We start from the raw sequence: 22,150 nt of genomic DNA, 5'->3' as shown, positions 1-22,150 counted from the left end.
ACCCGCCACTCTGACCAGTCAAGGTGATCGAATGTCCCGGACCGCACGACCCTTTGCCGACCTCGTTCCGTCCGCACCCTCCGGGACGGCTCGACGCATTCTCGTGGCCGGTGGGGCGGGGTTCGTAGGTTCGCATCTGTGCGAACGCCTGCTTGCAGCCGGGCATCTCGTCGTCTGCCTCGACAATCTCCAGACAGGCCGGCTGGGCAATGTGGCGCATCTGATGCGCGATCCGCACTTCAGCGTCCTGCGGCACGACATCATCGAGCCGGTCGTGCTCGACGGGCCGCTGGATGAAGTGTGGAACCTCGCCTGCGCCGCCTCGCCCCCGCAATACCAGCGCGACCCGATCCACACCTTCCGGACCTGTATCGACGGAACGCGTCATCTTCTCGATCTTGCCCGGTCCCGGGAGGCTCGCTTCCTGTTCGCCTCCACGTCCGAAGTCTATGGCGATCCCGAGCAATCCCCGCAGGCCGAGAGCTATCGGGGTGCTGTCAACGTCTGGGGTCCGCGGGCCTGCTACGATGAAGGCAAGCGTGCCGCCGAGACGCTGTGCTACGAATACGGGCGGCTCGGGGCCGACGTGCGGGTGGCCCGCATCTTCAACACCTACGGCCCGCGGATGAGCCCCGAGGACGGCCGGGTGGTCTCGAATTTCGTCGTGCAGGCGCTGACGGGAGAGGACATCACGATCTACGGCGACGGCTCGCAGACGCGGTCCTTCTGCTATGTCGACGACCTTGTGGACGGGCTTCTCCGCCTGATGCGCTCGGAGGTGCGAGACCCCGTCAACCTCGGCAACCCGGTCGAGTTCACGGTCCGCGATCTGGCCCGGCTGGTTCTCGACATGACCGGCTCCACCTCGCGCGTGGTCCATCGGGCCCTCCCGCAGGACGATCCACGCCAGCGGCGGCCTGACATCAGCCGTGCGATGCAAGCCCTTGGCTGGGAGCCGAAAGTTCCCTTGGCGGCCGGTCTGTCGCAGACGATTGCCCATTTCCGGTCGGAGCTGTTCCGGCCGGCGGCCGCCGCCGTGCAGGCCAGCTGACCGCCGGGGCTCAGGCCAGTTCGTCGAGCAGATCGAGGACGAGACGCTCGCGCGCTGCGCCGTCCGCCTCGGCCCGATGCCAGACAAGGCGCTGGCCGGTCCAGGCGAGGTCGGGCAGGGCGGAGAGCGCATCCTCGATCCGCTCCTTCTGGGCCTCGGCATCGGCAAAGTCGAAGGCGATGGCCTCGGGACCTGCCGAGATCCGCGTGATCCCGAGCTGCCGGGCCGTCGCCTTGGCCAGCGCGATGCGCAGAAGTCTCTCCGCCTCGGGCGAGGGCGTCCCGAACCGGTCGATCACCTCCTCGGCCAGCCGTCTGGCATCCGCAGGGTCCCGCGCGCGGGCGAGACGGACATAGACGTTGAGGCGCTGGGCCGCCTCGGGGATGTACTCGTCGGGCAGCGTGCCCCCCTCGGCGCCGAGATAGTCCACCTCCTGCAGGCCGGACGGCTCGCCTCGCGCCGCGCGCAACGCCGCGGCCAGCAATTCCTGCATCAGCGGCAGGCCCAGGAGGGCGGCGTGGCCCGACTGCCGCAGACCTCCGATCTCGCCCGCACCCCGCAGGTCCAGGTCGCGCGCGCTGATCGCCATCCCAGCCCCCAGACGGTCGAGGGTCTGGAGCGTCTCCAGCCGCCTGAGCGCGCCCTCGTCGAGGGAGTCGGTCTCTGCGGGCAGGAGGTAGCAGAACGCCTGCGCAGCCCCCCGGCCGACCCGGCCGCGCAACTGGTGCAACTGCGCCAGGCCGAACAGCTCCGGCCGCAGCACCACCATCGTGTTCGCCCGCGGCACGTCCAGCCCGCTTTCGATGATGGAGGTGGCAAGCAGCACGTCGCCGCGGCCCTCGGCAAAGGCTACCATGGCCGTGTCGATGTCCCGCGGCGCCATGCCGCCGTGTGCGACCACCACGGTCAGTTCGGGGACCAGGCGCTGCAACCTCTCCGCGGTCGCGGCGGCGTCCTCCACCCGGGGGATGACGACGAAACTCTGCCCGCCCCGACGCGCCTCCCGTCGCAGGGCCGAGCGCACGGTGTCGTCGCGATCCACCCCTAGCACCGTGCGGATGGGTCGCCGCCGTGCAGGTGCGGTTGCGATCACGGACAGGTCCTGCAGCCCGGTCAGGGCGCTCTGGAGCGTCTTGGGGATCGGCGTGGCCGACATGGCGAGGACATGCACCCCCCGGACGGTGTCGCGAAGCCGGCGCTTCTGGGCGGCGCCGAGACGCTGCTCCTCGTCCACGATGACGAGAGCGAGGTCGTCGAACCGCACGGCGCGGCCCAGCACCGCATGGGTGCCGACCACGATCCGGATGGAACCGTCGGCAAGCCCCTGACGGACCTTCTTCGCCTCCCGGAGCGGGACAAGACGGGACAGGTGCGCCACCTCGACGCCCAGCCCGGCGAACCGGCGCCGCACGGTCTCGAAATGCTGCCGCGCCAGGACGGTCGTGGGCGCGATCAGAGCCACCTGTCCGCTGGCGAGCGCCACGGCTCCGGCGGCGCGGATGGCCACCTCGGTCTTGCCATAGCCCACATCGCCGATGACCACGCGATCCATGGGCCGACCGGAGGACAGATCGCGCAGGACGTCCCGGATCGCGGCCGACTGATCGGGCGTGAGGCTGAAGGGAAAGCGACGACACAGCCGCTCGTAACGCGCACGGTCCGGGTGGAACTTGCGCGCCGAGCGTGCGGCCCGCTCGGCTGCGGCAGCAAGGATGGTCCGGGCTGCCGCGGCCAGCGCGGCATCCATCTTCTTGCGACGCCGGCTCCAGTTGCGGCTCCCCAGGCTGTCGAGCGGGACGCCGGAATCGGGGCCCCCATAGCGCCAGATGGCGCCTGCCTCGCCCGCGGGCACCAGCAGCGCCGCACCCCCCGCAAAGCGCAGCCGGATGGCCTCGCCACCCGCGAGATCGGGAACCCGCTCTAGCCCCTCCAGGCAGGCCACGCCGTGCTCCTCGTGCACCACGATATCGCCCAGGTGAAGTTCGGCCGCTTCCCATGCCCAGGGCAGGTCGCTGCGCCGTGCGTCGTCCGTGGCGGCGCGGCTGCCAAGGAGGTCCTGCGCCGTCAGAACCGTCAGCCCGTCGCGTTCATCCACGAAGCCGCGGTCGAGCGACGCCAGGGTGAGAACCGGGCGTCCCCCCGGGGCTGTGGCGGCCTCGCTCCAGGCCAGGGGCGCGGCGACGCCGTCCGCTGGAGCGTCGATTGCCCGTCTGGCCATCTGCTCGGCCAGTCGCGCGGTTGGCGCGGTCAGGACGATCCGGCGTCCCATGCCGCTCTGCTCCCGCAGAAAGGCGGAGAGCGCGGCGCGGGGACGGCGCGCCTCGGCCAGGGGCGGAAGGGGGGAATACCCCTCGGCCTCGAGAGGCTCCCGCTGCAGGGCATCCCACCAGGCGCGGTCGAGATAGAGCGGGGCAGAAGGGGCGGGCGGCTGTCCCTCGCGTTCGCGCCGCCGCTCGGCCAACGCGTCGTCGATGGCGTCCAGAGCAGCCTGAACCGCGTCCTCCCCGCCGATTCCCACCGTCACCCGGCAGGGCCCCAGGTGATCCACGAGGGTCGCGAGGGCGGGCCATGCTTCGGCCATCCGATGCTCCGCGCCGCGCTGGCCGGCATCCGGCGGCTCGGGCAGTTCCGTGGCCGGAGAGAGCACAAGAATTCCCTCGTCCTCGCCGATCGACAGCTGGGTGGCCGCGTCGTAGCGCCGGATGGCGGCAATGGCGCCATGCTCGATCTCGATCCGCATCGGCTCGTCGCTGGCCGACGGAAAGACGTCGATGGCGCCGCCGCGCAGGGCGATCTCGCCCGGCTCGTCCACCCGGTCATCGATCCGGTATCCCAGGGAGGCGGCGGTTTCGCGCAGCCGCTCCGGGTCGAGCGGCTCGCCCGTGCACAGAGTCAGGTGGCGGGCTGCGCCGACGGGCGGCAGACGCTGGAGAAGGCCGAGCGGACTGGTGACCACAAGTCTCGGGCCCTCGGCAGGCTCGGCGAGCCGTGCCAGGACGGCCATGCGGCGACCCATCGTGGCGACCGACGGCGACACCCAGTCAAACGGAAGGCAGTCCCACGGCGGCAGTTCGAGCACCTCCCATCCAGGCTCGAAGGTCCGCAGGATGCGCGCGATCGCATGCGCCCGGCTCTCGCTGGCCGCAAGGTGCAGGACGGCGGCCGCGTTGCGGATCGACCGCCAGAGCCGGACCGCCTCGAAGGCGGCGGGGACATCCTCGTTCACCGTGACCTCTCCATGAAGGCCCGGCCAAACGGCTCCGGCCCGAGGCGGTTCCCGCGCGGCCCGCGGTATGCGCCGGCAGGTCCGACCGCGGCCGAGGGGTTGCGCCGCCCGTCTGTCTGGCTGCAGGTGGCGGAAGGCTGCACACGGAGGGAGCCGCCATGACACCGACCGCGTTGCGCGTGGCCTGCATCGGCGAAGCGATGATCGAACTCTCGGGGCATGACCCCCTCGCCGGAACGATCAGGCTCGGCGTGGCGGGGGACGTGTTCAACACGGCCGTGTATCTCAAGCGCCTTCTGGGCGACCGGGCGGAGGTGGCGTTTCTCTCGGCCGTGGGTCGGGATCCTTTCTCCCGCCACATGGAGCATGTCATGGAGGAGGAGGGGCTGGACGCATCCCTGCTCGCCCGGCTGGACAGGCGGCTGCCGGGCATCTACGCGATCAGCCTCGACGAGCGCGGGGAACGCAGCTTCCACTACTGGCGCAGCGAATCGGCGGCGCGGGCCATGCTGGAGCCGGGTGGCCTCGATCTGGATCGGGCGGGGCGGTTCGATCTCGTCTATTTCTCCGGGATCACGCTGGCGATCCTGCCCGCCCCGGCCCGGACGCGGCTCCTGCGCTGGTGCGCGGAGATCCGGGCGGCCGGCGGGCGGGTCGCCTTCGACAGCAACTACCGCCCCCATCTGTGGGACAGCCGCGAGGCCGCCCGTGCCGCCTTCGCCGCCGCTTGGGCCGTCGCCGGCATCGCCCTGCCGTCGCGCGACGACGAGGCCCGGCTGCATCCGGGGGAGGAACCGCCGGACCTCTTCGCGCGCCTGTCGCGGTGCGGCGTAAGCGAGGTGGCGCTCAAGGACGGCGGGCGGGGCCCGATCCTCTGGGACGGGTGCGCGCTGCCGCCGGGGGAGTGGCCGGCCGCCGAGCGGGTGGTGGACACGACTGCCGCGGGGGACGGCTTCAACGCGGGCTATCTCGCTGCCCGCCTTCTCGGCCGCACGGTGCCCGAGGCCGCAACGGCCGGCCACGATCTGGCACGCCGGATCGTCATGCATCCCGGCGCCATCATCCCGCGGCAGGACGGCCGCTGAGCCCCCGCAACGCGCGGCGCGATCGCGGTTTCGTGCCACGCCTGGCAGCAGAAAGGACGGAGGAGCCGCGCAGGAGGTGGCGGTCTGGAGAAGAAGCACTAGACTTCGACCCGAGAAGCCGCGGGAGAGCGGCGGGACGGAGGTGGACCGGTGGGCGATTTCCTCGATCGCATCTATTGCGGCCCCGCACCTGATCCGGCGGGGATCTGGCTGCGATGGAACCTTGATCCCGTGCTTCTCGTCGGGCTGGCTCTCTTGGCCTGGTGGATCGGCCGGTCCCGGTCGGGTGTGGCGGCCATCGCCGTGCTCCTCGTGGCCTTTGTCTCGCCGCTCTGCGCGCTGTCCTCGGCCCTGTTCTCGGCCCGTGTGGTTCATCACGTGCTCCTGATCGCGGTCGCGGCGCCGTTGATCGCGCTAGCCAGACCGGCAAGGGGTCCTGCGTCCGCCTCGCCATGGTTCGTGGTGTCGGCAACCGCGCTCTGGCTGTGGCACTGGCCCGCCGCCTACGACCTCGCCCTGTCCAACGTGGCGGCCTACTGGGCGATGCAGCTCACGCTGCTCGTCCCCTCGGTGCTGATGTGGCGGGCGCTGCTGGCCTCCGGTTCAGGCTCCTCGCTGCTGCTGATCCCGGGAACCTTTGTTCAGATGGGGATGCTCGGCGCCGTGCTGACCTTCGCTCCGCAGGCCCTGTACGAGGTCCACGTCAGCGCACCCCTGATGTGGGGCCTCTCGCCGCTCGCCGATCAGCAGCTCGGCGGCCTGCTCATGTGGATGCCCGCCGGCATTCCCCTCGCCGTCTTCGGGGGCTTGGCCGTCCGTCACCGCTGGCAGGAGCTGGAGGCGCGTTCGGCATGCTGACAACGCTGGGGGAATGGCTCGTCGCCCTCATTCCGCATTTCAAGGCCATCCACATCGCCTCCCTGGCGGTCTGGGTCGGCGGACTGTTCGCGCTGCCCTTCATGCTGGCGCGGCACGACCCGGCCATCGGACAGGCCGACTATTCGCGGATCCGGCGCGCCACCCATTACGGCTACACGCTCGCCATCACGCCGGCGGCGGCGGTGGCGGTGGTCTCCGGCATCGCCCTGATCTTCCTGCGGGAACTCTACACGCTCTGGATGTTCGGCAAGCTGATCTTCGTGGCGGGGCTGGTCGCGTTCCACACCTGGGTGGGCTACATCCTCGTTCACGTGGCCGAGGTGAAGGGGCGGCACGAGCCGCCATCTCCGGTGCTGCCGTCCTTCATCCTCATGGTGCCGATCATCGGCATCCTGTTCTTTGTCCTGGCCAAGCCGGTGATCGAGGACGTGCCGATGCCGGCCTGGCTGTCGGAGCCGAGGGGTCAGGCACTGCCCTTCGATGTCCCCAGGCGATAGTCGAAGACGAGCTTGCCGCCATGCCATCCCGTCGCGATGACCATGATCACGCTGAAGGCCGAGATCAGGATGCCCCAGGGCAGGACCGCGGTCTCGTAGCCGCCCAGCCGCCAGCCCCAGTTGAGACCGAGCACGGCCAGCAGAACGACCGCAATGGCGAAGTGCGTCCAGGAGGCGGCATGGGCACGGATGCCGGGCACCCAGAGCAGCTCGACCGTGCCGGACACGCCTGCGGCCAGACCGAACAGGAAGGCCGTGCCCGCCGCCCATACGCCAGCGCGCGCCCAGAACGGATCGCCGGTCCACCAGTAGAGCGCATCGGCACCGAAGACGCAGAAGGTCAGTGCCACGGGAAAGGCCACGCTCATGGCATGGATCGGGTGCCCCCAGATCGCCACCTTGGACTCCGTGTCCTCGCGGGCGGGGTCTTCGCTGATCGGGTCGATCAGGGTCTCGTCCTGCTCCTGCACCATCTGCTGCGGCATCGGGTTCGCCTCCTTGTCCTGCTGGGGATAACGCCGGTCGTCCTGGCCGGTTGCGTGGACACGCTGAGCACCGTGCATCCCGCCGGTCCGGCCGCGGCGGTGGTGGCCGTCATGTGGTGGGTCCTCCTGGTCGGCTCCACGCTGATCTTCCTGTTCGTCATGATCCTTCTGGCGGCCGCCTTCCGGCAGCGGAGTGCTCCGATAGGCCCTGCCCATGATTCGGGACGGGAGCGCCTCTGGATCATGGGGCTTGGTCTTGCCTTTCCGCTGACGGTCCTTGCGGCCCTTCTGGCCTATGGTCTTGTCGTGGGCGAGAGGCTTGCGCCCAAGCCCCATCCCGATCTGGTGACCGTCGGCGCCGAGGCGAGCCAGTGGACCTGGCGGTTCACCTATGCCGACGCCCCCGGCCGCGAGACGTGGAACGTCCTCCATATCCCGGCAGGCCGCCCCGTGGATGTCGAGATCACCACCACGGACGTGATTCACGCCTTCTGGGTGCCGAGGCTTGCCGGCAAGCTGGACGCCATTCCGGGGCACGTCAACGTGCTGCGGATCGAGGCCGACGAGCCGGGCGAGTATCACGGCGTGAGTTCGGAGTTCAGCGGGCCCGGCTATCGCAATCGCCGCTTCCTGGTCGTCGCCCATCCGGCCGCTGACTGGACGGCATTCCTGAACGGCGAGGGGATGGACGAATGAACGCGCTGCGCCGCCACCGGGCGCTGTCCCGCATCTGGGCGTCCGACCCCGGCTTCCGGGGCTGGTTCACGACCGTGAACCACAACGATGTCGGCCGGATGTTCATCGTGACGTCGGTGTTCTTCTTCCTGGTGGGCGGCATCCTCGCCATGCTGATCCGGGCGCAGCTCGCCACGCCGCGCTCGGCCTTCGTGGGGCCGGAGATCTACAACCAGATCTTCACCATGCATGGCACGATCATGATGTTCCTGTTCGCCATCCCGCTGATCGAGGGCGTGGCGATCTACCTGCTGCCCAAGCTCCTGGGGACGCGCGACCTGGCCTATCCCCGGCTCACCGCCTTCGGCTACTGGTGCTATGTCTTCGGCGGCTCGATGCTGCTCTTCTCGCTGCTGGTGGGGATCGCGCCGGACAGCGGATGGTTCCTCTATCCGCCGCTCTCCTCCACGCTGGGCCAGCCCGGCATCAACTCGGACTTCTGGCTGCTCGGGATCACCTTCGTCGAGATCTCGGCGATCGCGGCCGCCGTGGAGATCACCGTCACCGTGCTGCGCTACCGGGCGCCCGGCATGTCGCTGACCCGGATGCCGGTCCTGGCCTGGTATCTGCTCGTCACCGTGGTGATGATCCTGACCGGGTTTCCGCCGCTCATCCTCGGCTCGATCCTCTTGGAACTCGAGCGGGCGTTCGGGATGCCGTTCTTCCAAGTGGAGCACGGTGGCGATTCGCTGCTCTGGCAGCACCTGTTCTGGCTGTTCGGGCATCCCGAGGTCTACATCATCTTCCTTCCGGCTGCGGGCGTCATCTCCACCATCCTGCCGGTCATGGCACGCACGACGCTGCTCGGCTACGGCTGGGTTGTCGCGGCGGCGATCGCGCTGGGGGTGCTGAGCTTCGGGCTCTGGGTGCACCACATGTACGTCACCGGCATCCCGCACATGGGCGTGGCCTTCTTCTCGGCGGCCTCCACGCTGGTGGCGGTGCCCACGGCGGTGCAGGTCTTCGCCTGGATCGGAACCCTGTGGAAGGGCCAGCCCCAGTTGCGGCTGCCGATGCTGTGGATCCTGGGCTTCTTCGTCACCTTCGTCATCGGCGGGCTGACCGGGGTGATGGTCGCGATCGTGCCGTTCGATGCGCAGGTCCATGACACCTACTTCATCGTGGCGCATCTGCACTACGTGCTGGTCGGGGGCTTCGTGTTCCCGATGATGGCCGCGCTCTACTACTGGCTGCCGCACGTGACGGGTCGCAAGCGCTTCTTCAAGCTGGGCGAGGCGGCGTTCTGGCTGATCTTCCTGGGCTTCCACGTCACGTTCCTCGCCCTGCACTGGGTCGGCCTGCTGGGAATGCGGCGGCGGATCTATACCTTCGACTCGGGGCAGGGCTGGGAGCTCGTCAACCTCATCTCCTCCATCGGCGGGTTCGTGGCGACGATCGGCTTCGGCCTGGTCCTGGTGGACATCATCGTGAACGCGGTGGTGGCCACGCGCGGGGTCCGCAATCCCTGGGGAGCCGGGACGCTCGAATGGGCGATGCCCACGCCGCCGCCGGCCTATACCTTTGCCAGCCTGCCCTCCGTCTCGGAGCGTGACCCGCTTCTGAAGGAGCCGAGGCTCGGCGTCGGACTCGCCAAGGGCGAGGGCTTCCTGGGCGATCCGTCGCGAGGAAGACGGGAGACGCTGTGCGTCGAGACGGCGTCGGGGCGGCCCGCCTATCTGGTGACCTTTCCGGACAACTCGGCGCTGCCCTTTGCGCTGTCGGCGGTGACCGGGGGCATCTTCCTCGGGATGCTGCTCAAAGCCTACTGGCTGATCCCGCTCTCGATCCTGGGTATCGTGGCGCTCGGGGTGCGGTGGGTCTGGACCACGGGCGCGGACCGGGATCGCGGGCCGATGGATGTGGGGCGGGGGGTCTCGCTCATTCCGGCGGAGGAAGCGGAGGACCCGCCGGGCTGGTGGGGATCGGTGTTCCTGCTCCTGGCCGATGCGACGCTGTTCGGCTCGCTCCTGTTCGGCTATGCCTTCCTGTGGACCGTCGCGCCCAACTGGCCGCCGCCCTCCTATCTGGCGCCCGATCCCGTCGCCGCCGTGCTGGCCGCGGTCGGGGGGCTCGTGGCCGTGGCCGCGTTCCGGCTGGCGGCCCGGGCCCTGGAACAGGGAGGGTCGGCCATCGGCTGGCTGATCCTGGCGGCGCTGGGGGCGGGCGCGGTGGGTGCGGCGGCCATCTCGGTCATGGTGGCGCGGCCCGACTTCACGGCGCATGCCTATGATGCCACCCTGTGGGTCATCGCGGGCTATGTCCTGCTCCATGCCGCGCTGGCGGTCCTGATGGCGCTGTTTCTGGCAGCCCGCGGCTGGCTGGGCTTTCTGGGGCCGCGCCGGCGGGGGCCCGTCCGGGTCGGCCAGATCTGGGCCGATTATCTGCTGGTCGTGGCCGCCATCGGGCTGGGTGCGGCCTGGTTGCCGGGAGCGTTCGCATGACCGAGATCCTGCGCATCTCCGTCCCCATGACGTTCTGGCTCGCGGCGTTCAGCGCGGTCTACGGGCTTCAGGGCTTCATCTGCTCGCGCCACTGGTTCGAGGCGGAGGTGGAGGGCCTGACCGTGGCGCGCATGGCGCTGGTCGGGGCCTGGCTGCTGGTCATCGCGGTGCAGGTCGCGATGCTGGCCATGCTGAGGGCCGAGCGCTGGGCGTCGCCCGAGCCGACGATGCGCTTCGTCAGCGTCACGCTGGCCGTGGTGGCCCTGGTGGCGGCCGTGTGGTCCCTGGTCCCCGTGGCGACCACATCCATCTGCTATTGAGCCGGCGGAGCCCATCCCGCCGGGCGGCCCGATTCGGCGCCGCTGGTCCCTTCATGCCACACAATCCTTAAGATGCGGTAAACGACCCCTCAGCCCAGATCGAAGTCGTGAAGCGGGGCAGGGGGGTTCTGCGGCACGCCGGGCAGGATGCAGAGCATCTCGTAGAGGAGGTTGGCAGCCGTCAGCGCGGTCGTCCCCGTCGTGTCGAAGGGGGGCGACACCTCCACGAGGTCGCATCCCACGAGGTTCACGCCCGCGAGCCCGCGCACGATCTGGAGCGCCTGCCAGTCCGCGAGTCCGCCGATCTCCTGCGTGCCGGTGCCGGGGGCGAGGCCGGGGGAAAGGCTGTCGATGTCGAAGGAGAGGTAGCAGGGCGCGTCGCCGATCAGCGCGCGCACCTGTTCCATGAGGCGGCGGAGGTCGCGGCCCGCGATCTCCTCGGCCGTCACGACGCTCCAGCCCCGCTCGCGCCCCCAGGCGAAGTCGCCGGGCGCGTAGCCAGACCCGCGCAGGCCGATCTGCACCACGCGGTCGTTCAGCAGGCAGCCGTCCTCCCAGGCGCGGCGGAAGGGGGTGCCGTGGGCCTCGCGCTCGCCGAACATCGTGTCGTTGATGTCGGCATGGGCGTCCACATGGACAAGGGCGACGGGGCCGTGCCGGTCGCGGATGGCGCGGAGCACCGGCCAGGTGAGCGTGTGGTCGCCCCCCATGGTCAGCGGGATCGCCCGGTGCGACAGGATCTCCGCGAAGGCGGCGGTGATGATCTCGCAGCTTTTCTTGAGGTCGAAGGTGTTGATGGCGACGTCGCCGATGTCGGCCACCTGGAGATGTTCGAAGGGCGCGGCGCCGGTGGCCATGTTGAAGGGCCGGATCATGCGCGATTCGTCCCGGATGGCGCGGGGCCCCAGACGGGTGCCGGGGCGGTTGGAGGTGCCGATGTCCATGGGAATGCCCACGAAGCAGGCATCGAGACCCTCCGCCGTCGCCTGGGCGGGCAGGCGCATGAAGGTGGCGGGGCCGCCGAAGCGGGGCATGTCGTTGCCGCCGAGCGGCTGGTTGAAGCAGGTCATCGGACGGTCTCCATCATCCGGGCGAGGGGCCGGGTCTGCCGGGCCACGCGGGCCTTCAGCGTGTCGAGGTCCATCGCGTCGTCGCGCACGAAGTCGATGAACATGGCGTTGAGGTTGTTGAACAGCACCTGCCCCACGACCGCGGGGGGCAGGGCAGGGTGAAGGCGGCCGCGCTCCTGCAAGCGGGCGAGCAGGCGGCCCACCTGTCCGGCCAGCCGCGCGTCCAGTTCCGCGTAGCGGCGGCCGTTCGGGGTATGCGGTTCCTGCACCGACAGCGCGATGGCGGCGCGCCACATCTCCTTGGACAGCCATTCGAGCGAATGGTCGTAATAGGTCCATGTCAGGCGCAGCAGCGCCTCCTCGGCCGAATCGGGCGGATCGGCGATCACCGCCTCGCCGCGGGCAAGGACCTCCTCCACCTCCATGGCGACGGTGGCCATGAGCAGATCGCCCTTGGTGCCGTAGTAGTTGTAGAGCGTGCCGACCGACACCTCGGCGTCGCCGGCGAGATCCTCCATCCGGGCGGCGTGGAACCCGTCGCGCCGGAAGCGGGCGACCGCGGCCGACAGGATGCGGCGGTGGCGGTCCGCCTTCTGGCGCTCGCGCAGGCCGGTCAGGGCATGTCCTCCGGGTTTTTTGGCGTTGACTTCAAATCTGAACCTATTCAGCTTCTGGAGTCAAACGGCGCCTTGCCACAGACGACAGGGGGTTTTCCGCAATGACGATGCTTCGCGCCTCGGCCGCCATCCTCGCCCTGGCGGCGGCTCCGGCCTCGGCCCAGACGATCAATGCGCTGGTCTGGTGCGACCATACCGATCCCGAGTTCCTCGCCCCGTTCGAGGAGGCGACGGGCATCCGCGTCAACCTGCGCGAATACGAGGGCACGGGGGCGGCTCTGGCGCTGCTCGAGCAGTCGCGGCCGGGCGACTGGGACGTGCTGGTGATCGACGGGATCGACGTGCCGCGCGTGGTGGAGGCCGGGCTCATGGCGCCCCTGCCGGAAGGGGATCTGCCCGTCGGCGACTTCTTCCCCGAAGTGGTGATGGAGGCCAGCACGACGCGCGACGGCGTCACCTATGCCGTGACGGAGAAATGGGGCTACAACACCCTGTCGTTCAACGCGGCCCGCGTCGATCCGGCCGACATGCAGGCGGGTCTGGGCGCGCTGCTGGACGAGGAATACCGGGGGCGCATCGCGATCTACGACTATTACCTGCCCGTGATCGGGCTGGCGGCGGTGCATCTGGGGCTCGACACCCAGACGCTGACCGCGGACGACCTGCCCGCGATCCGCGAGGTGCTGTTCGCGCTGCGCGAACAGTCGGCCAGCGTGGGCGAGGTGGTCGCCTCGCAGACGGCGCTGGCCACGGGCGAGGTGGACGTGGTGGTGGGCGGGGGCGAATGGCTGACGGCCGCGCTGTCGGCCGAGCAGCCGGAACTGACCTGGACGATTCCCGACGAGGGGGCCGTGCTCTGGACCCAGAGCATTGGCGTGCTGGCCGACAGCCGCAATCCCGAGGCGGCGCTGGAATTCGTCCGGTACGTGGTCAGTCCCGAGGGGCAGGCGCGGCTGGCCACGTCGTCCTGCTACTGGGGGATGCCCGCCAACCGCATGGCGGGCGAGCATCTGACCGAGGAGCAGCGCGCGGCGCTGCGCTGGGACGAGCAGGACGGCTATCTGGCGCGCGCGCAGCTCTACCCGGCGCCGGATGCCGCGCTGGATGCGGCCATGCAGGACCTCTGGCTCGAGATGCTCCAGCGATGAGCGACCGCGCGAGGGGCTGGGGCTTGGTCGCCCCGGCCCTGCTCTGGACGACGGCCTTCTTCGTCGTGCCCTTCGCCGTCATGGCGGCGATGAGTCTGGCGCGGCTGGACGGGCGAGAACTGATCTGGGGCGTTCACTGGGACAACTACGCGCAGCTCGCCCAGCCGCACATCGCGCGCGCGGTGGTCGTCTCGCTCGAGATCACGCTGACGGTCACGGTGATCTCGGTCCTGCTGGCCTATCCGCTGGCCGCGATCATCGCGTTCCGCGTGCCCGAACGCTGGCAACGCCTCGCGCTCCTTCTGGCGCTGCTGCCGTTCTGGACCTCCTATGTGGTGCGATCCTATTCGTGGCTTCTGGTCCTGTCGCGGCAGGGCATCGTCAATCAGGCGCTGCTGGGGCTCGGGATCGTGCAGGAGCCCGTGACGCTCGCCAACACACGCCTGGCGACGGTGACGGGGTTCGTCCACTTCTTCACGATGCTGCTGACGCTGACGATCTATGCCAGCCTGCGGCAACTGCCTCCGAACTATGCGCGGGCGGCGGCCGATCTGGGGGCGTCGCGGCTGCGGACCTTTGTCCATGTCATCCTGCCGCTGACGCTGCCCGGCATCGTGACGGGGGCGTTTCTCACCTTTGTCCTCTGCATCGGGGATTACGTCACGCCGCAGATCCTGGGCGGCAACAACGAACTGACCCTGCCGCAGGTCATCATGGTCCAGCTTGGCCGGCGGGCGGACTTCCCGCTCGCCTCGGCGCTCGCGCTGGTGCTGATGGGGCTCGTCGCGCTGGCCTATCTTCTCTCGTCGCGCTGGCTGAGGATCGACCGGGTGTGATGCGCGCGCTGTCCTGGCTCTATCTGGCGCTGCTCTACGCCTTCATCCTGCTGCCCGTTGGCGCGCTCGTGCTGTTCTCGTTCCAGGACGGCCGGCTGCCGGTGCCGCCCTTTCAGGGCTTCTCGCTGCGCTGGTATGCCGATGTCCTGGGAGACCGGCGGCTGATGGCGGCGCTGGGCCATTCGGTGGCCGTTGCGGCGGGCTCGTCCCTGGTGGCCTGCGCGCTGGGCTTTCTCGCCGCCTACGGCCTCGCCCGCCATGCCCTTCCGGGGTCCGCGCTGATCCGTGCGGTGCTCATCGCGCCGATCGCGGTCTCCACCCTGATCGTGGGGCTGGGGCTTCTGCTGCTGGTCAACCGCCTGGGCCTGCCGCTGTCGCTCTGGACGGCCGGGATCGGGCATGTGGTCATCAACCTGCCGCTCTGCTTTGCCATCCTCTACGCGGCGATGGGCGACCAGCAGCGCAGCGCCGAGCGTGCGGCGCGCGATCTGGGTGCCTCGGAGGCGCAGGTGATCGGCCTCGTCACGCTGCCCATGCTGGCTGCGCCCTTGGCGGCGGCCTTCTTCCTGTCGGCCACCCTCTCCTGGGACGAGTTCATCATCGCCTTTCTGCTCACCCGGTTCGAGGTCACGCTGCCGGTGGAGATCTGGAGCCTGCTGCGTTCGGGCCTCTCGCCACGGCTGAACGCGGCCGGGAGCCTCGTCTTCCTGGTCTCGGTGGCGGTGGTGGTGCTTCTGGAGATCCTAGTCCTTGCGCGGAGGCGACGGTGACGGCATCGGTGACGATCGAGAGGGTGGTCCATCGCTACGGCCCGCAGACCGTCCTGCACGGCGTCTCGCTCGAGATCGGGGCAGGGGAGTATGTGGTCCTTCTGGGCCCGTCGGGCTGCGGCAAGACCACGCTCCTGTCGATCCTGGGCGGGTTTGCGAGTCCCGCGGAAGGCCGGGTGCTGATCGGCGGGCGCGACGTGACGCGTCTGCCCCCGGCGCGGCGGCCGACCACGACCGTCTTTCAGGATTATGCCCTCTTTCCGCACATGACCCTGCGCGACAACGTCGCCTTCGGCCTGCGCATGGCCGGCATGGGCCGGGCGGAGCGGCACGCACGGGCGGACCGGCAGCTCGCCCTGGTGGGGCTGGAACATGCGGGCGCCAAGCGGCCGCACGAAGTCTCGGGCGGCCAGCGCCAGCGGGTGGCGCTGGCCCGCGCGCTGGCGGTGGAGCCGGACGTGCTGCTGCTCGACGAGCCCCTGGGCGCGCTGGACCTCAAGCTCCGGCGGGCCATGCAGGACGAGCTGAAGGCGATCCAGCGGCGGGTGGGGACCACCTTCGTCCATGTGACCCACGATCAGGAGGAGGCCATGGCGATCGCCGACCGCATCGTGGTGATGCGGGCCGGCCGGATCGAGGACGAGGGCACGCCGGATCGCATCTATCGCCGCCCCCGGACCCTGTTCGCGGCAGGCTTCATGGGCGAGATGAACCGCGTTCCCGCGCGGGCTGCGGGCGGGGCCGTGCAGACGCCGCTGGGCACCCTTCCGGTGGCGCCCCCGGGCGAGGGCGAGGCGGTCCTGTGCCTGCGGCCCGAGGCGCTGGGGCGCGGCGGCCCCTGCGATCTGGGCGAGGCGCGGCTCGACGGCGCCGCCTTCCTGGGCACGCACTGGCGGGTCCATCTGGTGCCCGAGCGCGCACCGGACCTGCGGCTGGTGGCGCAGCTTCCGCCCCATGCGGCGCCGGGCGAGCGGTTGCGCCTGTCGGTCGATCCGGCGGAGGTCACCGTGTTCCCCGCCGCGGCGGAGGCGGCCTGATGCGGGCGCGGCCCGAGGAATGGTACCGGCTGGAGAGCCGGGGCGACGGGGTGACCCTGATCGAGGAGCCGTGGATCAGGCCCTTCTTCCGCTGCAACATGTGGCATGTGCGCGGGCGCGACCGCGACCTGCTGATCGACAGCGGCATGGGGGTGGTGCCGCTGCGGCGGTGGGTGTCGCTCGTGACCGAGAGGCCGCTGACGGCGGTGGCCTCGCACACTCATTTCGACCATATCGGCGCGCATCACGAGTTCGAGGACCGGGCCGTGCACCCCGCCGAAGCTGCCATCCTGGCCGCGCCCACGCGGGCGGCGACGCTCGCCGATCCCTATGTGACGGACGAGATCTTCGAGCGGCTTCCGCCCGAGCCCTACCGGTCGGAGACCTATGCCGTCCGCGGCGCGCCGGCCACGCGCCTTCTGGCGGACGGGGATGTGCTCGATCTGGGCGACCGGCGGCTGGAGGTGATCCATACGCCGGGCCATTCGCCGGGAGGCATCGCGCTGTGGGAGGCGGAGACCGGCATCCTGTTCTCGGGCGACATCGTCTATGACGGCCCCCTGATCGAGGACACCTATCACGCGGATGCGCGGGATTACCGGCGGTCGATGGAGCGGCTGCTCACGCTGCCGGTCCGGGTCGTCCATGGGGGCCATTTCCCCAGCTATGACGGCGCGCGTCACCGGGCGATCATCGCGGAATGGCTGGCACGGCACGACGGATGAGCGCTGCGGCGGCGGGGCAGATCCGCCCTTGACACATTCAAACATTCCTATATAGATACATCACGTCGCGCTGGGAACGCCCGGAAAGAAGGAGCATGCCGTTGATACCGACCGAGTTCACCCCTTTGAATGCCCTGATCGGCGGAGCCATGATCGGCCTGGCCTCGGTGCTGCTGATGGCACTGTTCGGCCGGATCGCCGGCATCAGCGGAATCGCGGTGCGGATGTTCCCGCCCTATCTGGACGACGAGAGCCTGGGGCGGGTGGCCTTCGTCCTGGGCCTGATCGTCTCGCCGGCGCTGGTGCTGGCGACGACGGGGTCCTGGCCGCCCGTGCGGGTGGAGGCCGCGCCGCTGACGGTGGTCATCGGCGGGCTTCTTGTCGGGTTCGGCTCCGTCTGGGGCGCGGGCTGCACCTCGGGCCACGGGGTCTGCGGTCTGTCGCGCCTCTCCGTCCGGTCCTTTGTCGCCGTGGGCACCTTCATGGCCGTGGCGGTGCTGACCGTCTTCGTGTCGCGCCACCTGATCTGAGGAGAAAGGGATGCGGATCGTCCTGCAGTTCGGAATCGGCCTTCTGTTCGGCCTCGGCCTGATCGTGGCCGGCATGTCGGACCCGGCCAAGGTGCTCAACTTCCTCGATCTTGCCGGGATCGCCACCGGCATGTGGGATGCCAGCCTCGCCTTCGTGCTCGGCGCGGCCGTGATCGTGACGGCGATCGGCTACCGCCTGGTCCTGCGGCGCCCGCGGCCCGTCCTGGCGACGGAGTTCCATCTGCCGCACAAGACCCGGGTGGAATGGCCGGTGATCGTGGGCCCTGCGATCTTCGGACTGGGCTGGGGCCTCGTCGGCTTGTGCCCGGGTCCGGCCTTTGTCGCCCTCGGCACGGGCAGCACGGCGGCGGTCGCCTTTGTGGGCGCGATGCTGGCCGGCATGATCGTCGCGCGGCGGCTGGCGCTGAGCAGCCTGCGGCTGGGCACGGCCTGACGGCCGACCCTGACCCCTCGGAGATGCGGAGCGGAGACCATGTCCATGACCGGACGGACCGGACCTGAGACCCTGACCTTCGGCGGCCAGATCGCCCCGGAGGAGGTGGCGGCCCTCGCCGCGCGGGGCGTGCGCGCGATCATCTGCAACCGGCCCGACGGCGAGGAGCCGGGCCAGCCGCCCTTTGCGGCCATCGCGGCCGAGGCCGCCCGGCACAGAATCGCCACATGCCACATCCCCGTCCGGCCGGGCGCGGAGACGGAGGACGATGCCCGCGCCTTTGCCGCCGCGCTGCGGGAGATGCCGGGGCCCGTCTTCGCCTTCTGCCGGAGCGGCGGGCGGGCGCGCAAGCTCGCCGCGATGGCGGCGCAACGCCCCGACGGAACGGAGCGCACGCCATCATGACGCGCATCGGGCGCCTGTCGCGTTTCCTGCCGATCCTGCAGTGGGGCGCGCAATACGACCGGCAGGCGCTGGGCAGCGACCTGCTCGCGGCGGTGATCGTCACGATCATGCTCGTGCCGCAATCGCTGGCCTATGCCATGCTCGCGGGGCTGCCGCCGGAGACGGGGCTCTATGCCTCGGTGCTGCCGATCGTCCTCTATGCCATCTTCGGCACCAGCCGGAGTCTGGCCGTCGGTCCGGTCGCCGTCATCGCGCTGATGACGGCCGCCGCGGTCGGGCCGGTCGCCGCGCAGACGGGACTTCCCCCGACCGCCGTCGCGCTGACCCTGGCGCTGCTTTCGGGGCTCATGCTCGTGATCATGGGCATCCTGCGGCTGGGCTTTCTGGCCAACTTCCTGTCCCATCCGGTCATTGCGGGCTTCATCACCGCGTCGGGCCTCCTGATCGCGCTCGGTCAGGTGCGCCACATCCTCGGCGTGCCGGGCGGCGGCGAGACCCTCCCGGAGCTGCTGGGCTCGCTGCTGCGGCATCTGGGCGAGACCAACCTCTGGACGCTCGCCGTCGGGGTCGGCGCGCTGGCCTTTCTCGTCTGGACCCGCTCGGGCGTCAGTCCGCTGCTCCAGCGTCTGGGCGTGCCTGCCCGCGCCGCGCAGATCGCCGCCCGGACGGCGCCGGTCCTGGCGGTCGTGGCGACGACGCTGCTGGCCTGGGGGCTCGGGCTCGAAGCGAAGGGCGTCGCTGTGGTGGGCGAGGTGCCGCGGGGGCTGCCGCCGCTGACCTGGCCGCCGCTCACGCCGGACCTGCTGCGGGCGCTGCTGCTGCCGGCCTTCCTGATCGCCGTGATCGGCTTTGTCGAATCGGTCTCGGTCGCGCAGACCCTGGCTGCCCGGCGGCGCGAGCGGATCGATCCCGATCAGGAACTCGTCGGCCTCGGCGCGGCCAATATCGGCGCGGCCATGACCGGAGGCATGCCGGTGACGGGCGGGTTCGCCCGCTCGGTCGTCAATCACGATGCCGGGGCGGCGACACCGGCGGCCGGCGCCTTCACGGCGCTGGGCCTGCTCGCGGTCGCGCTGACCCTGACGCCGCTCATCCACTATCTGCCGCAGGCGACGCTGGCCGCCACGATCATCGTGGCCGTCCTCAGCCTCGTGGATTTCGGCATCCTGCGCCGGGCCTGGCGCTACTCGCGCGCGGATTTCGCGGCCGTCGCCTCCACCATCGTGCTCACGCTCGGCCTGGGTGTGGAAACCGGGGTGACGGCGGGAGTCGTCCTGTCGCTGATCCTGTATCTCTACAAGACCTCGCGGCCGCACATCGCCGAGGTCGGGCTGGTGCCGGGGACGCAGCACTTCCGCAACATCCGCCGGCACGAGGTCGAGACCGACCCCGAGGTGCTGTCGGTCCGGGTGGACGAGAGCCTCTACTTCGCCAATGCCCGCTTCCTGGAGGACTGGCTGCTCGAGCGGGTGGCGGGCTCTTCGATCCGGCATGTCGTGCTGCTGTGCTCGGCCGTCAACGAGATCGACTTCAGCGGCCTGGAGACGCTGGAGGAGATCAACCGCCGTCTGGGACTGGCCGGCATCACGCTGCACCTGTCGGAGGTGAAGGGGCCCGTCATGGACCGGCTGCGGCGGTCCAGCCTGCTCGATCACCTGTCGGGGCGCGTGTTCCTGTCCCACTACGACGCCATCCGCAGCCTGAGCGGCGCGCGTGCCGATCAGGAGGCCGATTCCCCCATTCCCATGACCAGAGGAGAACCGTCATGAAGAACCGGACCAGCCCGTCGCGCGGCCCCGGCAGCCCCAAGGTGATCGGAGCCTACGAGCCCGATACGGGGTCGATCCAGTACATCGTCATCGACGAGGCCACCAAGAAGGCCGCGCTGATCGACACCGTCCTGGACTTCGATCACCGCAATGCCCGAACCTCCACCCGCAGCGCGGAATGGGCGCTGGCGCGGCTGAAGGAGGAAGGAGCCGAGCTGGTCTGGATCCTGGACACCCATCCCCATGCCGACCACCTGATGGCCCAAGCCTGGCTGAAGGAGCAGACGGGCGCACCGACCGCCATCGGCGCCAAGGTGCGGGAGATCGCCGAACTGTGGAGCCGGTTCTACAACCTGCCCGATGCCTTCGACGTGGATCGCGACTTCGACCGGCTGCTGTCGGAGGGCGACACGCTGCCGCTCGGCGATCTGGAGATCCGCGTGATGTTCTCGCCGGGGCACACGCTGGGCTCGATCACCTATGTCGTGGGCGATGCGGCCTTCGTGCACGACACCTTCATGCAGCCCGATGCGGGCACGACGCGGGCGGACTTCCCCGGCGGGGACGCCCGTACGCTCTTCCGCTCGTTGCAGGCGCTTCTGGAGTTGCCGGACGACACCCGCTTGTTCGTGGGCCATGATTACGGCACCGATTCCCGCGACGAGCCCGCCTGGGAGAGCACCGTGAAGGAGCAGCGCGAACGCAACAAGCATATCGGGGGCGACGTCTCCGAGGAGGAGTTCGTGCGCCTGCGCGAAGCGCGGGATGCCACCTTGCCGCTGCCGGACCGGATGCTGCATGCGCTGCAGGTGAACCTGCGGGGCGGGCGCCTGCCCGAGCCCGAGGACGACGGACACCGCTACCTCAAGATCCCGCTCGACCGCTTCTGACACGCTCCACCCGCGAGGCAGCCATGGCGTTCCATGCGATCGACGATCCCGGACAGGACAGGCCCTCCTGCGTCGAGGCCAGTCCGGACGCCATGGCGGCCAACGCGGCCGAGGCGGCGGCCTTCCTCAAGAGCCTGGCCCACGAGGGGCGGCTGATGATCCTCTGCCGCCTCGCCGACGGGGAGCGGTCGGTGAGCGACCTCGAGGATGCGCTGGGCGCCCGGCAACCGGCGGTGTCCCAGCAGCTCGCACGGCTGCGCCACGAGGGGCTGGTCGAGGCGCGCCGCGAGGGACGGGTCGTGCTCTACCGCCTGGCCGACGATCGGGTGGAGCGGATCGTCCGGCTTCTCTACGACCTGTTCTGCGGTGCCCCGACAGGGGCATCCAAAGGCGGCCGCTGAGGCGCGGGGCCCGTGGCGGGGCGGCTGCGCGACAAGGTGGCGATCGTCACGGGCGCCGGGCAGGGGATCGGCGAGGCGATCGCGAGGGCCTTCGCCGCCGAGGGCGCGCGGGTTGTCGTGGCCGAGCGCAACGAGGCGACGGGGCCGGCCGTGGCCGGGTCGGTGGGCGGGTTGTTCGTGCGGACGGACGTGACCGTGCAGGCCGATGTGGAGCGCGTGGCGGCGCGGACGCTCGAGTCCTTCGGACGCATCGACATCCTGGTGAACAATGCCGGCGCCAACGTCTTCTTCCGGCCGCACGAGATGCCCCGGGAAGAATGGCGGCGCTGCCTGGCGCTCGATCTCGAATCCGCCTGGGCCATGGCAGAGGCCGTGCTGCCCGCGATGCGCGCGCGGCGCGCGGGCGCGATCATCAACATCGCGAGCACCCATGCGTTCCGGATCATCCCCCACACCTTCCCCTATCCGGTGGCCAAGCACGGCCTCCTCGGCCTGACCCGCGCGCTGGGGATCGAATATGCAGCCGAGGGCATCCGGGTGAATGCCATCGCGCCCGGCTACATCGAGACGCAGATCGCGCGCGACTACTGGGCAGGCTTCCCGGACCCGGAGGCGGAGCGGGCGCGGGCCTGCGCGCTGCATCCGCCGGGGCGGATCGGCCGACCCGAGGAAGTCGCCATGACGGCGGTGTTTCTGGCCTCGGACGAGGCGCCCTTCATCAATGCCGAGACGATCGTGATCGACGGCGGCCGGTCGGCCCTCTACCACGACTGACGGGC

General features: G+C 70.2%; 23 protein-coding genes. 19 read left to right on the top strand and 4 right to left on the bottom strand.

Going from position 1 to position 22,150, the window contains the following annotated elements; translation table 11 throughout:
* Window positions 1–31 precede the first annotated feature (31 nt).
* The gene (locus GT358_RS09340) at window positions 32–1,051 is read left to right on the top strand and encodes a UDP-glucuronic acid decarboxylase family protein (RefSeq protein WP_166582339.1); all 1,020 of its coding nucleotides are present in this window, start codon (window positions 32–34) and stop codon (window positions 1,049–1,051) included.
* Window positions 1,052–1,061: 10 nt separating this feature from the next.
* Here the strand turns inward: GT358_RS09340 and GT358_RS09335 are convergent, their stop codons facing one another.
* Window positions 1,062–4,277, bottom strand: coding sequence for a DEAD/DEAH box helicase (locus GT358_RS09335; RefSeq protein ID WP_371416254.1), 3,216 nt, complete (start codon window positions 4,275–4,277; stop codon window positions 1,062–1,064).
* A 158-nt stretch (window positions 4,278–4,435) separates the two neighbouring features.
* Here GT358_RS09335 and GT358_RS09330 point away from each other — a divergent pair, with 158 nt between their 5' ends.
* From GT358_RS09330 to GT358_RS09320, 3 genes are all read left to right on the top strand, one after another.
* Window positions 4,436–5,362: a sugar kinase gene (locus tag GT358_RS09330; RefSeq protein WP_166582338.1), complete on the top strand. Its 927-nt coding sequence runs from the start codon at window positions 4,436–4,438 to the stop codon at window positions 5,360–5,362.
* 150 nt (window positions 5,363–5,512) lie between these two features.
* On the top strand, window positions 5,513–6,220 hold the full coding sequence (locus GT358_RS09325; RefSeq protein ID WP_166582337.1) for a cytochrome c oxidase assembly protein: 708 nt from the start codon (window positions 5,513–5,515) through the stop codon (window positions 6,218–6,220).
* Window positions 6,214–6,738 (top strand): CopD family protein, encoded by a 525-nt coding sequence (locus GT358_RS09320; protein ID WP_166582336.1) that lies wholly within the window; start codon window positions 6,214–6,216, stop codon window positions 6,736–6,738. Before GT358_RS09325 ends, GT358_RS09320 begins: the two co-directional genes overlap by 7 nt.
* Here the strand turns inward: GT358_RS09320 and GT358_RS09315 are convergent.
* The gene (locus GT358_RS09315) at window positions 6,705–7,223 is read right to left on the bottom strand and encodes a DUF2231 domain-containing protein (RefSeq protein WP_166582335.1); all 519 of its coding nucleotides are present in this window, start codon (window positions 7,221–7,223) and stop codon (window positions 6,705–6,707) included. The two genes, GT358_RS09320 and GT358_RS09315, sit on opposite strands and share 34 nt — an antisense overlap.
* Before the next feature lie 111 nt (window positions 7,224–7,334).
* Here GT358_RS09315 and GT358_RS09310 point away from each other — a divergent pair, with 111 nt between their 5' ends.
* Genes GT358_RS09310 through GT358_RS09300 form a run of 3 tightly spaced genes read left to right on the top strand, consistent with a single transcriptional unit; the run spans window position 7,335 to window position 10,719 of the window.
* Entirely contained in the window at window positions 7,335–7,919 is a 585-nt protein-coding gene (locus tag GT358_RS09310) for a cytochrome c oxidase subunit II (RefSeq protein ID WP_243730817.1), read from the top strand.
* The gene (gene ctaD, locus GT358_RS09305) at window positions 7,916–10,399 is read left to right on the top strand and encodes a cytochrome c oxidase subunit I (RefSeq protein WP_166582333.1); all 2,484 of its coding nucleotides are present in this window, start codon (window positions 7,916–7,918) and stop codon (window positions 10,397–10,399) included. Before GT358_RS09310 ends, ctaD begins: the two co-directional genes overlap by 4 nt.
* Window positions 10,396–10,719: a hypothetical protein gene (locus tag GT358_RS09300; RefSeq protein ID WP_166582332.1), complete on the top strand. Its 324-nt coding sequence runs from the start codon at window positions 10,396–10,398 to the stop codon at window positions 10,717–10,719. The genes ctaD and GT358_RS09300 overlap by 4 nt, the downstream gene beginning before the upstream one ends.
* Window positions 10,720–10,808: 89 nt before the next feature.
* Here the strand turns inward: GT358_RS09300 and speB are convergent, their stop codons facing one another.
* A complete protein-coding gene (gene speB / locus GT358_RS09295) occupies window positions 10,809–11,789 on the bottom strand; it encodes an agmatinase (protein ID WP_166582331.1) in 981 nt (326 codons plus the stop codon).
* Window positions 11,786–12,358 carry a TetR/AcrR family transcriptional regulator gene (locus GT358_RS09290; protein ID WP_256371818.1) on the bottom strand — a complete coding sequence of 191 codons (573 nt, stop codon included), beginning with the start codon at window positions 12,356–12,358 and terminating at the stop codon, window positions 11,786–11,788. The genes speB and GT358_RS09290 overlap by 4 nt, the downstream gene beginning before the upstream one ends.
* 149 nt (window positions 12,359–12,507) lie before the next feature.
* On the opposite strand from GT358_RS09290, the gene GT358_RS09285 reads away from it, so the two are divergent.
* From GT358_RS09285 to GT358_RS09230, 12 genes are all read left to right on the top strand, one after another.
* On the top strand, window positions 12,508–13,554 hold the full coding sequence (locus GT358_RS09285) for an extracellular solute-binding protein (RefSeq protein ID WP_243730802.1): 1,047 nt from the start codon (window positions 12,508–12,510) through the stop codon (window positions 13,552–13,554).
* Window positions 13,551–14,390 (top strand): ABC transporter permease, encoded by an 840-nt coding sequence (locus GT358_RS09280; RefSeq protein ID WP_166582330.1) that lies wholly within the window; start codon window positions 13,551–13,553, stop codon window positions 14,388–14,390. The genes GT358_RS09285 and GT358_RS09280 overlap by 4 nt, the downstream gene beginning before the upstream one ends.
* Complete coding sequence (locus tag GT358_RS09275; protein ID WP_166582329.1) at window positions 14,390–15,160, top strand: ABC transporter permease; 771 nt, start codon at window positions 14,390–14,392, stop codon at window positions 15,158–15,160. Before GT358_RS09280 ends, GT358_RS09275 begins: the two co-directional genes overlap by 1 nt.
* Window positions 15,157–16,197, top strand: coding sequence for an ABC transporter ATP-binding protein (locus GT358_RS09270; protein WP_166582328.1), 1,041 nt, complete (start codon window positions 15,157–15,159; stop codon window positions 16,195–16,197). The genes GT358_RS09275 and GT358_RS09270 overlap by 4 nt, the downstream gene beginning before the upstream one ends.
* Window positions 16,197–16,922, top strand: a complete 726-nt coding sequence (locus GT358_RS09265) for an MBL fold metallo-hydrolase (protein WP_166582327.1) — start codon at window positions 16,197–16,199, stop codon at window positions 16,920–16,922. Before GT358_RS09270 ends, GT358_RS09265 begins: the two co-directional genes overlap by 1 nt.
* A gap of 101 nt (window positions 16,923–17,023) precedes the next feature.
* Window positions 17,024–17,452 carry a YeeE/YedE family protein gene (locus GT358_RS09260; protein WP_243730801.1) on the top strand — a complete coding sequence of 143 codons (429 nt, stop codon included), beginning with the start codon at window positions 17,024–17,026 and terminating at the stop codon, window positions 17,450–17,452.
* A 10-nt stretch (window positions 17,453–17,462) separates the two neighbouring features.
* On the top strand, window positions 17,463–17,906 hold the full coding sequence (locus tag GT358_RS09255) for a DUF6691 family protein (protein WP_166582325.1): 444 nt from the start codon (window positions 17,463–17,465) through the stop codon (window positions 17,904–17,906).
* Window positions 17,907–17,951: 45 nt separating this feature from the next.
* A complete protein-coding gene (locus GT358_RS09250; protein ID WP_166582324.1) occupies window positions 17,952–18,311 on the top strand; it encodes a TIGR01244 family sulfur transferase in 360 nt (119 codons plus the stop codon).
* The gene (locus GT358_RS09245) at window positions 18,308–20,080 is read left to right on the top strand and encodes a SulP family inorganic anion transporter (protein WP_166582323.1); all 1,773 of its coding nucleotides are present in this window, start codon (window positions 18,308–18,310) and stop codon (window positions 20,078–20,080) included. The genes GT358_RS09250 and GT358_RS09245 overlap by 4 nt, the downstream gene beginning before the upstream one ends.
* Window positions 20,077–20,970, top strand: a complete 894-nt coding sequence (locus tag GT358_RS09240) for an MBL fold metallo-hydrolase (protein ID WP_166582322.1) — start codon at window positions 20,077–20,079, stop codon at window positions 20,968–20,970. Before GT358_RS09245 ends, GT358_RS09240 begins: the two co-directional genes overlap by 4 nt.
* Window positions 20,971–20,993: 23 nt before the next feature.
* Entirely contained in the window at window positions 20,994–21,371 is a 378-nt protein-coding gene (locus GT358_RS09235) for a metalloregulator ArsR/SmtB family transcription factor (RefSeq protein WP_166582321.1), read from the top strand.
* Between the two features lie 12 nt (window positions 21,372–21,383).
* Window positions 21,384–22,145, top strand: coding sequence for an SDR family oxidoreductase (locus tag GT358_RS09230; protein WP_166582320.1), 762 nt, complete (start codon window positions 21,384–21,386; stop codon window positions 22,143–22,145).
* The last annotated feature ends 5 nt before the right edge of the window (window positions 22,146–22,150 follow it).

The sequence above is a fragment of the Rubellimicrobium sp. CFH 75288 genome, from assembly GCF_009904055.1.
In the GTDB taxonomy this organism is placed as follows: domain Bacteria; phylum Pseudomonadota; class Alphaproteobacteria; order Rhodobacterales; family Rhodobacteraceae; genus Rubellimicrobium.
This window is presented reverse-complemented; position numbering and strand designations above follow the sequence as displayed.